Genomic DNA, 12,194 nt, shown 5'->3' on the forward strand with positions numbered 1-12,194 from the left:
AAAGGTGCGGATTCTGCCGGATATTGATGACATCCTGATGTAAACGGTGGCAATGCGCTTGGCTCGGCGTCAGGACGACAACAGGAACGAAACGTAAGCACGATGGGTCATTTCTTGCGATTCACGGGCGTGCGCATGGCGATCAATGCACTTAACGCCTTGATCCGGTATCGTCACGGCTTGAGTCTGTCATCGAGAGAATGTGATGCTTCCTGATCTTTCCGTGCTACCTCTGCCGCTGGCGGTGTCTGCCCCGCCGACGTCACCGTCGTGGCGCACGGTGGTTACGGAAGCAAGTCGTCTTGCCGGTGCGAGACTGCGCTTGCTGTCTCCGGATGGTGGCGTCGACACGATCGCAAACGCACTGCTTGACCTGGCGTTGGCGTATGCCGCGGCTGCTCGCCATGCCGACGCCGTCGCACACTGCGCGCTTGCTGGTGAGCTAGCCGGCGATGGGATTGAAAAAGCGACGCAAGCGGGCGAGTCACGGGACGCGGCGCTGCATGTTACGCAACAGCGCGCCGCTTATTTGCGCGCATGCATGCTGGCGCAAGCGGAACGCTTCGACGAGGCGGCGGATGCGTTCCAGGCGGTTGAGGGGCGGGAAAGTGCCGTGGAAGATATCACGCGGTGGCAGATGGAGGCAGGCATCGGGGCAGCCTTGTGCCAGGCCACGCTCGGCCGCGGCCTGGAGGCGCGCCGAACGCTGGACAGTGTACTGCCGCGTTTGCAGACGTGGATCACCGCGGGACACGATGGTGCGCTCGAGCAGGACGCACGGATGCTGATGCTGCGTTTCGGCTTGGCGCAAGTGCGGATGCTGCTCGCCTTGCATCGGCCGCTCGAGGCATTACGCGTGCTGGAGCAAGTCGAGGTAATGATGCCGACACCGGATTTGCCAGGCGACGTGGCGTCTCATGGTGATCCGGGCAAGCCAGTCGATGCGATGGCAGGGCAGGTGGCGTTGTTACGCGCGGCGGCGTTCCTGTCACTGGACAAGCCAATGCAGGCGGTGGCGCCTTTGGAGACGATTTTCGTCACGCGGCCGGACGATCCGGCGGCGCTCGTTTTGTATGGGCAGGCCATGTCCGCGCTCGGCGAGTACGCCTTCGCGGTGGATCGCTTCGAGGCCGCGTTACGCGCGATGCCGCGTTTTGCGCCGGCGTATCGGTATATGGCAAGTGCGCTCGCCATGCAGAAAAGTGATGACGCGGCGCTTGTTTGCTTACGTGCCGCGCGGGACATTCGGCCTGATTTTCCCGAGGTGTGGCTCGATGAAGCCGGTATCCGCTTGCGTCTTGGCCAATTGCGGCGTGGGTTTGCCGCATATGAATGGCGCGATGGCGCGCGACTGGCTGCCCGCCGCAGCGATGCGTATTGGAATGGTGACGACGTCTTGACTGGACGGTCTTTGCTGGTCGCCGCCGAGCAAGGGCTGGGCGACGCTATTCAATTTCTGCGTTATATCCCGTTGGTTCGGCCTCTGGCGCGGGACGTGATCGTCGAGGTGCCGGTTCCGCTATGGCGCCTGGTTGCCGCCTGTGCGGACGCATGGGGCGTGCGCGTGATTCCGCGCGGCGAGCCGTTGCCCGATTGTGATCGATTCACCTTGCTGATGAGCCTGCCGTATGCAATGCAAACGACGCTGTCGACGATACCGTCCAGCGGGCGCTATTTTGCCGCCGCACCTGCTTTGAGTCTATCGCGGCCGAGGCAGCCTGACGGTTCGGGCCCTTTAGAAGACATGCCGTTCGAGGTCGTGCCGGATGGGGTGCGCCGGTTGCGCGTTGGACTGGTTGTGTCCGGCAATCCGGAGTATCGCAACGATGCATTTCGCTCGATGCCCCTATCGATGTGCGCGCCGCTGTTCGCGTTGGACGGGGTGGAATGGATCATGTTGCAGCCCGCGTTGCGCGACGCCGATCGGCAATGGATCGACGGACAACGAGAAGCCGGGCACGCCTTGCACTGGCGTCCCGGGCTACTGGAGAGGCAACAAGGGGATTTTGCCGATACCGCCGGGCTGATAGAAACGCTCGACCTGGTGATCAGCGTCGACACGGCGATCGCCCATTTGACTGGGGCGCTCGGTGTGCCGGTGTGGATTCTGTTGCCATTTGTCGCCGACTGGCGCTGGCTTAGCAACCGAAGCGATAGTCCCTGGTATCCGAGCGCGCGCTTGTTTCGGCAACCGGCATTGCAGGATTGGCCAGCCGTGATCGCCGAGGTCGCCGCTGCATTGATGCAGCGGCTGGATGGTTGAACGGGCCCTTAGTACCGTGCCCCGTACGTCGGAACGCGTGGCAACGGGCGTCCGAATCAAGCATGTCAGGCGATATCAGCGCCTATGAGTCAGGATAAACGCATCGATCAGACGCGACCTGAGAAGAAGGTCGGGTTTTGCCAATTTCCCAGTGCCGCTACCTGCGCCTGATCACCTTTATACAACGTTATTTCGCGTTGCAATTCGTTCACCAGCTCGGCTTGCCGCAGTCGCAGACGTTCCTCCGGCCACGTGGACCGGTCCTGTCCCTGTGTTACAGGTTGCGGTTCGGAGCTATGGATGGCGTTGTGCATCTGCATCAGCATGTCCGACTCGTCACCCAGCGCCGCGAATACCGGCGCGGCATGCTTCTCGATGAACGACATGTGCAATTGTTCCGTTCCGTCGGTGCCCAACCGGATTTCAAACCGCATGCCATGCATACCTTGCGGCATGCCTTGGCGATGGTCGTCGATCGTGAAGCCGACCGACTGCCGGCCTTCCGTGCTGTCCATGGCGCTGGTGTGTGCGGAGGGCACATTCATCAAGAAGCTGTAAAGCTTGCGATCAGGATCGTTGATGGTAAGGCTGCCGTCAGCATTGCGCGTCACTTGGGGCACGGTCCTCGTTGGATCGTTCGCGTGTCCGGTCGGTGCGATCGACTCCAGGTACCAGGCGAGGGCGCGCGCGGTCGTCAGCGTGGCTGCTGCCGCGTAGGCGTTGCCCTCTGTACCTATCTTTACCGCGCCAAACGCTTGCCCTTCCTGGTTGATCAACGCAAGCGCCAGGTTTTCGCCCATGTGAAATTGCTTGCGCACTTCCAATGTGTCGATTCTGGCACCGTGCGCTTCCGCACGTTCCCGGGCACGGACGTCGATACCCCCGCTCAACAGCGTGTGTGGAGGTGCTTTTTGCAGCGCTCTCAGCATATCCCGTGCGTTGTGCGCATAGGCTTGCTCCGCCTTGTCCGCGGCGCGGCGTTCGAAGACGTTCGAGAGGTCCTCGACAAAGCGGCCGATGTTTTCCAGACCACGTGCGATCGACGCAAAGGCGGACGAGAATGCGGCGCGAGCGCGATCCGCCAAGCCCAGCGTCTGCGTGCGTGCCGCGCCGTCACTGATCTCGACTTGGTGCAGTACAGGTGCAACCGGGCTGACTTCGCCGCTCTCGATTTTCTCGAGTGCTTCGGTGACGTTGGACAGCTCGGCCTGCAGTGCTTGCAAGCGCGGGGTGCGGGCGTCCGACACGACCAGCGCACGCGCCTCGGCGGTGAACCGTGCGCGTTCCTGACCTACGAGATCATCGAACCGCGCCATGTCTTTCTGGACGTCGGTCAGCGTAGCCTTGATCAACGTGCGCGCGGCATGGTCGGTGGCGAGTTCCGGATAATCGGCCAACGCGCTCAAGCCCAAGTATCCACCGCCCAACAACGCCAGAGCCTTTAACGGTAATGATGCGGTGACCGTGCCCACGGCATCCCCGACGACCGCGACGCCCGCGCCTGCCGCGGCGATTCCCAAGGTCGGCATGACGGCCGATAAGGCACCGCGGGCCTGGTGGTACCAGCGCACGCCGGTATCGGTGTAGTTTAGTTGCGGTGCGTCCAGCAGTTCCTTGGGTTGCTTACCGGACTTCGTCGCGAGATCGTACCCTAACGCGGTAAGTTGCAGGTTCAGCTTGTGCATCTTGTCCCGGATACCCGAGGACACTTTTTCGGCTTCCTCGAGATTTCGGTTGGCCAGGGAAACGGGGGCGGCCGGGGTGGCATCGGTCGAGGATTGCACCGTTTCTTGACCGGTGAGCGCTGCCGGCAATGCGTCTACCAAGGCATCTTTTGCAACGGTGGCCACACTGCCGACTACACCGCCTGCCATACCGACGACCCCGCCCATGACACCGGCGGCACCACCCAGCATCCAGCCACCGAAACCAAGTGCCCGCGCCATCAGCCCGGCTTGCTGTTCCTGTATCTGGTTTTCGGAGGCATCACGCGCGCCCTTGTCACCCAGTGCCAGCGTTGGTGTTTCATCCGGCCTCATGAAGGTGCTTAACGACATCAACGGGATATCCAGTTCGTCGTCGAGTTGCAGCACGACCGGCCTGACGTTTTGTGCACCATCAGATGCCGGCAGCCCGCCAATGACGTTTTGCGGTACGCCATTCACACCGGGTTTGCCGCCATCGATGTTTTGGTACACCGGCGTAGCGGTTTCGTCATCGTCCGGGAAGTCCTCGAAAATCTCTTCATCATCATCCGGGAAGTCGTGAAACACGTCGCCGTCGCTGTCCGCTTCCGGCGCAATGGTGTCGGCTGCTTCTTGCTTGGTCAGTACCGCGGCGCCTTTGTTCTTGTCTTCTGTCGAGACGAGCGTCCACCCGTCGAGTTGCGAGTCGGCGCTCACGGCGGTATCGTTATCGTGGATGGCGGACGCCAGCAGCGTCCATCCGTCGACTTCGGCATGGGCTTTGGCGTTGGACGTCGGTGCCGGGTCCTGCGCCACGGCGTGCTTCGGCGTGCTTCCGAAACCCGTCAATGCACCTGCCGCGCCCCAGACGTTGCCCATGAGCCCCAATACGTTGCCAAACATGCCGCGCGCGTTGCTGCTATCGTTCAACAATGCCGTGCGGGTTCCGCCGTCGCCGACGCCCACCATCGTGCCCTGCATGGCGCCTGTTCCTGGCGAGGTTGAATGCGATGAGTAAGCCGGCGATGTCGTCGCGTCCGAGGACACAATCGACGTCGTACTGTCGGTGACGCCAGGTAATCCTGAAAAACTAGCCACAATACATTCCTTATACGTTAATAGCTGGCAAATTGACGGTGTGACGGCCTTGAACGATCTCTCGCCACAGCACTGCCACATCGATGAAAGCATCGATCGTGACGGCGAGCGAGCCCGCGTCACATCCGGCGAGTGGTACGCGGACGCACAGCAACACCGCCCCCGTGCCGGATTGCACGCCCAGCGTGCATCCACCCGTTCCGGCCCACAATGCGTTTGCTTCGAGCATCAGAAGCAGCAAGCGGTCTTTGGGCAGTTGCGGGTCGAGCTGGCCCAGGCTGGTGAAGAGCACCACATTGCCTTTGTCTTTATCGCCTTCGGCGCTCAAGCCGATCGACAGACCGAGCGCGCGTAGTTCCTGGTTGAGTACGAGGTCCGCTGCGGGCTCCAGGCCAACCAACAGCGCATAGTCTTTGAGGAGTTGCTGATAACGCGTCATGACTGTATTCCTGAAAGCATGTCGTAGAGGTTGGCAGCGCTGGATCGTGACACGCGTTGCGTGCCGTGTGTCAACGCGGGTGCCCAAGCCAGTGCGGCCTCGGCCTGGTTGCGGCAAGCGCGTGCCAGCATTGCCGGCGGCGTATCCACGGAATGCCGCTGTTCCAGCACGAGTTCATCGGCGCCGAGTTGAAGCGCGAATGTCGCTCCAGCGGTGGCAGGCCCTAATGTGTTTGCTTGCAAAAGCAGGCGCAGCAGGTCGATCGACGGTTCGGGCGGTAGTGGGCCGATCTTGCAAGCACATTGGATGGTGGTGGCCCCTGCGTCTTCGGTCGGCGAAAACGTCAATATGACGTTGCCAACAACCAAGGTCTGGCATGCGGTCAGCGCTTCGGCATCCGCACCAATTTCCAGTGCGAGCGCCTTTAGCGCGCCAACGTATTTCGGGTCTAATGACATGAAAGGGTCCTCAGGCGTGCGGTTCCAGTCGTTCGTTATGCTCGAACATTCCCGTCAGTTCCGCGGCCCAGGCTTGCGCTTGTTCGCGCAAGCCGGCCAACATCGCGACTACGCGATCGGGGTCCAGCGAGGCCAGGCGCGCGGTCTCGCTGGCGATGACGATACGATCGCCGCGCAAGCCGAGGGTGGCGCCCCGTGTACCTGCCCAGAGGTTATTGGCGTGCAGTAGCAGACGACATACGGCTTCCGATGCTGGTGCCGGCAAGCGAACCACTTCGCATCGCACGACCATGCGGTTTTCGGTGTCGTTTTGAGGATCGGCTTCAAGAGCAAAGTCGATGCGGCGCCCGTCGATCGTCAAGCTTTGCGCTTGAACAAGGGACGATGGATCGATGCCGGGTAAGTGGTGCGCCAATGCCTCTAAGAGGGCAAGATAGGGCGTGTGGACCAAGGGAGTCTCCTACGATGGGGCACGCCGACCTGACGCGCCTCCTTCGTAAGGAACGGGTTTTTACTTATGGTTCCCTTGTATCCTGACTGGCGGCTTTAGTCCTTCTTCGGCCGTTCCTCGAGCAGCAATGCCACGAGGCTTGTCCAGCCGCTTTGATGGGCCGCGCCAAGTCCGCGACCGTTGTCGCCATGGAAATACTCGTGAAACAGCACTAAATCCGCCGCTCGCGGATCGAGGCTGAGGCCCGGATAGGCCTGCATCACGGGCCTTGATCCGGTTTCGTCTTTTCGGAACAAACGACAGAGCCGGTCAGCCAGCGCGTTCGCGATTTCCCTTAGCGAGAGCATCTTGCCTGAGCCGGTTGGATATTCGACACGGAAATCGTCGCCGTAATAGCGGTGGAACTCATATAGCGACTCCACCAGAAGGTAGTTTACCGGCATCCAGATTGGCCCGCGCCAATTCGAATTGCCGCCAAACGTCCGCGTCACCGATTCCGCCGGTGTGTACTCGATGCCGAACGACTCACCATTATGATCGAGCGCGAACGGCGCATGCTCATGAAAGCGCGATAGTGAACGGATACCGTAGTCGGACAAGAATTCCGTCTCGTCAAGCATGCGCACCAGAAGGCGTTTCATGCGATGGCCACGCAGCAGCGATAGCAGTAACGTATTCCCGCGCCCCGGCTCATACCAGCGTGATACCAATTTGGCGAGATCGGGGCGGTGACGCAGAAACCATCGCAGCCGTTCTTCCAGACGCGGCAGTTTGTTGACAGTTGAAGCATCTAGAACATGTACCGCAAACAATGGGCTCAGTCCGACAATCGAGCGCACGCGCAACGGCAGAGAATTGCCATCCGGTAATTTCAACGCATCGTAGAAGAACTGATCACGATCGTCCCACAAACTGATATGGCCACTCGCGGCGCCGTTGATGGCTTCCGAGATATATAAAAAATGCTCAAAGAACTTGACCGAGATGTCAACATACGCCTCGTTGGTCGTTGCCAGTTCAAGGCCGATTCGCATCATATCCAGCGCATAGGCCGCCATCCAGGCCGTGCCGTCCGATTGATCGATCCGGCCGCCGGTAGGCAACGGCGCCGATCGATCGAAGATCTGGATATTATCGAGGCCAAGGAAGCCCCCCTGAAACAAGTTGTGACCTTCGGCGTCTTTTCGATTGACCCACCATCCAAAATTCAACAATAACTTGTGGAAGGTCCGCTCCAGGAACAGTCGATCCGGCCGCCCGGTGAGCTTCATATCCATTTCGTACACGCGCCAGGCCGCCCAGGCATGCACGGGTGGGTTCGCATCGCCGAATGCCCATTCGTACGCCGGCAACTGGCCGTTTGGATGCATGAAACGATCTTGCGTCAGCAAAATCAGTTGCTTCTTCGCGAAATCCGGATCGACGACGGCGAACGCGACTGCCTGGAACGCCAGATCCCACGAGGCATACCATGGATATTCCCAGGTATCCGGCATTGAAATGATGTCGGCGTTCGAGAGATGCCGCCAGTCGCTGTTGCGACCTTGCTGCCGCTCGGCGGGCGGGGTGGGTTGCGAGGCGTCGCCGTTCAACCACCGTTTGACGTCGAAATGATAAAACTGCTTCGACCAGATCAGCCCGGCCAGCGCCTGCCGATGGATCACCTTGCCATCGGCATCGGGCACATTCCTTTGCAACGCCGCATAGAATGCATCGGCTTCCGCGATGCGCTGCGTGAAAACCTCGTCGAAGGACTGGGCGGGAGCGAAGCTGTTCGTCTCTCGCTTCAGTCGCATGCCGATCGTGCGTTTTTCGTGTCCCGGCATGTCCAGGCGCCAGTGCGAGGCCACCTTGCTGCCAAACGCGTCGGCACCTCGCCGCACCGCCTCGGTCTTGCCGTCGATCACGAAATCGTTGATGCCGTCTTTGAACGGTCCCTCGCCAGCATCGCCGAACAGTCGCTCGATATTGGTTTCGTTTTCGCAGAACAACCATTGTGGCGGTGCACCGGATGCGTTCCCGGTCTGGGGTTGCACCGACCACCGGTAGCGGTGCGGCAATTCCGGATTGCGTGCGATAACGGAATCGCCATCGAGGCGGATTTCCGGCTTTGCACGAGCGGTGTCCCATGACCACGTATTGCGTGCCCAGAAATGGGGCAGGACATGCAGCACCGCTGGCCGCGGACTGCGGTTCTCCACCGTCACCCGCATCAGGATGTCTTCCGGCGTGGCTTTCGCGTATTCGATCGTGACATCGAAGTAGGCGTCGTCTTCGAAGACGCCGGTGTCCAATATCTCGTATTCAGGTTGCGTCGGACCTCGCCGGCGATTCTCGTCGACCAGATCCGCATAGGGAAACGTCGCATGCGGATACTTGTACAGCATCTTCATGTACGAGTGCGTGGGCGTGGCGTCGAGGAAGAAGTACAGTTCCTTGACGTCCTCGCCATGATTGCCTTGTTCGTTTGTCAGCCCGAACAGACGCTCTTTCAGGATGGGGTCTTGACCGTTCCACAGCGCGACGGACAGGCACCAATTCATCTGCTCGTCGGCAAACCCGCCAAGGCCGTCTTCGCCCCAGCGGTAGGCGCGGCTGCGCGCGTGGTCATGGGGAAAGCTATCCCAGGCCGTGCCGCCCGGGCTGTAGTCTTCTCGCACCGTACCCCACTGCCGCTCGCTGAGATAGGGGCCCCAGCGCCGCCATGTCGCCGGGGAGGCGGCGTGCAGGCGTTGTCCTTCGGTGGTATCCAGTATGGTCTGTGGTGGTGCGGCGGACATCTTCACTCCTCTGGCAAAAACGACAAGACAAGACTAGATAAACTGGACGGTACTCGCGGCCGAGGGGTGACGCAGCAATACTTCCAGCCGCAGGCGCTCCGCGAGCGACCAGGCCTGGAACGGCGCGCCGCGTGGCGTATGCGGCGCATCGCCATCGGCGATCTCGCTGATGTGCCCGATCCCGGCCGACGCCAAATGGGCGTCGAGCGGGGCGATGAAGCGCCGGCGCGCCTCGTCCGCCACGCGATCGAGGTCCAACTGCGCATGGCCATGCGCATGCACGCGTAGCCAGGCTTCGACAAAAGGACCGGTCAGCCAGGGCCAGACCGTGCCCTGATGGTAAGCGTTGTCACGCCGATCCGGCGGGCCCTCGTAGCGGCCGATGTAGCGCGGATCAGACGCGGCCAAGGTGCGTAATCCCATCGGGGTCCACAAATGCCGTTCGACATGCGCCACGATCGCGCGCGCCGTCGGTAAGTCGACAACCGGATAAGGTAGTCCACCCACCGCGAAGATTTGATTGGGTCGGAGACTGGCGTCGACCCGGCCGGCTTCGCCGTCCGCATCAACGCTATCGTATAGTCCCCGGTCTTGCACGTCGTCCAAAATTCCAGCGACCTGGGAGGTGGCCTCTGGCGCGTCCGGTGCCGGGATGAAACGTCGCGTGAAACTCGCCTGTGCTTGCGCGGCCAACGCGCGCCATTTTGGGACCCATACGCCGACGATGCGTAAGGCGTTGATCCATAACGCCTGGATTTCCACCGGTTTGCCGATCCGCGGGGTAACGGGGCGAACGCCTATGCGTGCGTCCATCCAGGTCAGTTGCGAGCCGGGTACGCCCGCGAACAACAGGCCATCGGTGTCGGCGTGGATGCCGAAGCGTGTGCCGGCGGCATAGCCTTCGACGATCTGCTCCATCGCCCGATGCAGGACCGGCTGTAGCGGATGCACCGACGGATGGGTTGTCCCGGTTGCCGCGGCGCTGGGACCGGGGGCCGCCTGTGACGAACGTGAACCCTTGTTGGTGAGCATTGCCCAAGCCTGCCCGTCTTGCGTACCGCCATCTGGATGGTGATTCAGGAAAGCATGTGCGGCAACGATGAACCAAAGCGACGCATCCACGGCATTGTATTCCGCGGGCGCATCAGGATTGGCGTCATCCGTGAAGCGATTCGGCAGCATCCCGTGATCGACCACGGCAGCCCATTCGCGCAATATTTCTCCCGCGAGCGTGACATTGCCGGTAGCCAACGCGATGCCGCGCAAGGCGATGAACGTGTCGCGCCCCCAGTCGGTGAACCACGGGTAGCCCGCGATAACCGTGGCGCCACCGCCACGCTCGACAATGTAGTGGTGGACCGCGCGCGATAGCGCGGCGAGCGGGTCGCCAAGGGGATAAGGACTCGCGGTGAATACATCGTTCTTGGCGACGGGAGGCGTTTGTCGCGGCGTTTGGGACAAAACATCGGTAATGCGGCTGGCTTGCTCTGCCCGCGCCGTTTGTTCGAGAAAGAGGGCTCGCTGTACATACTCTCGCACACGCACGTCACGGCTGTCCCCGGCGCGTAGCACCATCAAAGCTTGGTCGCCCGGATCGCCAAATGCAAACGTGAAAATACCCGGCGAAGCCAGATCCTCGGTATCGTCCAAGCCACGTAACGATTCGTCATGGTAACGGAACCGATCGAACCATTCCGGATCATGCTGGTAGGTGCCATTGCTGAGCACCGATACCGCCGGCCGGTCTTTGTATGGTCGCCAACTGATGCGGCCGGCCTGGCCGGACGGTGTGAAATCGAATGTGTCGTTGCGTTTATGCAGCGCGTGATAATCGCGTATGCTCAAGAGCGGGCGCACGCGCAACCGGGCACCGGCAAGCACGCCGGTTCGATCGTGCGCCGACCATCTTAAAATGACATCGCCGCTTTGCCCCGCGCTGCATACCTCGAAGATGACGCTGTCGCCGTCGTCTGGAAGGCGGCCCCCCTTTGCCCCCGGCTTGGCGGTAGCCGTCGACGCGACAGGGCCCAGCGCGTAGCGCCATGTTGGCCAGGGGGTTGCGGAAAATGCCCGGAGCCGGCGCCAACCGTCGGGGTGTAGCGTATCCGGCGCATAGGCCTGGGTCGTCAGGGCAATGACGTCGCCTTGCGCGGTCTCGATCCATGCCTCGACGCCGTTCATCAGCACCAGACGCCCGGACGGCGGGAGCGATGCGCACAACAACAGTGCGTGATAGCGCCTTGTACGCACACCGTAGCGGGTACCCGACGCAAAACCGCCGAGACCATCCGCTTCCAGCCATTCGTCACCCGATGCGCGGGGATCCCCCGCATCGGGCCGCAGGAGTTCCCATGCTTGCGTGCCGGTTTGCTCAGACTGTATCGGATCCGCTGCCACGTCTGGTGCCTTTACGACCTGCGCCGTGCTTGAGGCGGCGAGGGGCGTTTTACGCTTTCTGCTCGCACTTTTTGCACCCTTTGCGCCACTGCTGTCGTCCGCGGTCGGAACGGCGGCGGATGCGCCATCCGCTGCCGGCGCGGTATCACTGGCGCGTTTCCGCGACGTCTTGCGTTGCCGGGACTCCGTCTCTGTCTTCATTCGCCAATCCTGTCCTCGTCTCTTTGTAAAAGGATATCCGAGCTTGTACCCCGATGTCGCCAAACGAACGAACGGTCGATCAATGGCAGGATGGAGCAGGTTAATTTGCCGGACGCCATCGTTCCGCTTGACGCTCTGGTGGAGTCAGAGGCTTACCGTATCACGGCAAGACCATCGGAATACCCGCCGTGCGCGACGAATCAATCGTTTGTCTTAATTTCCTCTGGATAGCATCTTATAGGCATCGCTGATAAGCTGCCATGAAGCTGCGACACGTTTTACTGTATGCCTGCCCGTCGAATAAAAGATAAGATGCGCGGCAAGTTTTTAAGATGAAACGGGAGCTGTAAAGAAACGTCTACCGTGCGATCAATAAAAACACGTTTAAATAACGTTTCGCGAGAATGCTATGGCGGTTTACA

Annotated in this window: 7 protein-coding genes; 1 reads left to right on the plus strand and 6 read right to left on the minus strand. The window is 61.0% G+C overall.

Annotation, left to right across the window (positions count from 1 at the left end):
• Window positions 1-205 precede the first annotated feature (205 nt).
• Window positions 206-2,263, plus strand: coding sequence for a tetratricopeptide repeat-containing glycosyltransferase family protein (locus tag WM40_RS06890; protein ID WP_046152512.1), 2,058 nt, complete (start codon window positions 206-208; stop codon window positions 2,261-2,263).
• A 107-nt stretch (window positions 2,264-2,370) separates the two neighbouring features.
• Here the strand turns inward: WM40_RS06890 and WM40_RS06895 are convergent, their stop codons facing one another.
• The 6 genes from WM40_RS06895 to WM40_RS06920 all read right to left on the minus strand — a co-directional run bounded on the left by WM40_RS06895 (window position 2,371) and on the right by WM40_RS06920 (window position 11,772).
• Window positions 2,371-5,046: a hypothetical protein gene (locus WM40_RS06895; protein WP_157685742.1), complete on the minus strand. Its 2,676-nt coding sequence runs from the start codon at window positions 5,044-5,046 to the stop codon at window positions 2,371-2,373.
• Between the two features lie 10 nt (window positions 5,047-5,056).
• On the minus strand, window positions 5,057-5,485 hold the full coding sequence (locus tag WM40_RS06900) for a type III secretion system chaperone (protein WP_046152514.1): 429 nt from the start codon (window positions 5,483-5,485) through the stop codon (window positions 5,057-5,059).
• Complete coding sequence (locus tag WM40_RS06905) at window positions 5,482-5,943, minus strand: type III secretion system chaperone (protein WP_024904085.1); 462 nt, start codon at window positions 5,941-5,943, stop codon at window positions 5,482-5,484. The genes WM40_RS06900 and WM40_RS06905 overlap by 4 nt, the downstream gene beginning before the upstream one ends.
• A 10-nt stretch (window positions 5,944-5,953) precedes the next feature.
• Complete coding sequence (locus WM40_RS06910) at window positions 5,954-6,394, minus strand: type III secretion system chaperone (RefSeq protein WP_046152515.1); 441 nt, start codon at window positions 6,392-6,394, stop codon at window positions 5,954-5,956.
• Window positions 6,395-6,489: 95 nt separating this feature from the next.
• Window positions 6,490-9,174, minus strand: coding sequence for an MGH1-like glycoside hydrolase domain-containing protein (locus WM40_RS06915; RefSeq protein WP_024904087.1), 2,685 nt, complete (start codon window positions 9,172-9,174; stop codon window positions 6,490-6,492).
• A 33-nt stretch (window positions 9,175-9,207) separates the two neighbouring features.
• On the minus strand, window positions 9,208-11,772 hold the full coding sequence (locus WM40_RS06920) for an amylo-alpha-1,6-glucosidase (protein WP_024904088.1): 2,565 nt from the start codon (window positions 11,770-11,772) through the stop codon (window positions 9,208-9,210).
• Window positions 11,773-12,194: the final 422 nt, after the last annotated feature.

This window comes from Robbsia andropogonis, assembly GCF_000970345.1.
Lineage (GTDB): Bacteria > Pseudomonadota > Gammaproteobacteria > Burkholderiales > Burkholderiaceae > Robbsia > Robbsia andropogonis.

Coding starts and splice junctions, on each gene's coding strand:
- WM40_RS06905 (WP_024904085.1), bottom strand. CDS start 5,943: ATGTCATTAGACCCGAAATACGTTGGCGCGCTAAAGGCGCTCGCACTG.
- WM40_RS06920 (WP_024904088.1), bottom strand. CDS start 11,772: ATGAAGACAGAGACGGAGTCCCGGCAACGCAAGACGTCGCGGAAACGC.
- WM40_RS06900 (WP_046152514.1), bottom strand. CDS start 5,485: ATGACGCGTTATCAGCAACTCCTCAAAGACTATGCGCTGTTGGTTGGC.
- WM40_RS06890 (WP_046152512.1), top strand. CDS start 206: ATGCTTCCTGATCTTTCCGTGCTACCTCTGCCGCTGGCGGTGTCTGCC.
- WM40_RS06915 (WP_024904087.1), bottom strand. CDS start 9,174: ATGTCCGCCGCACCACCACAGACCATACTGGATACCACCGAAGGACAA.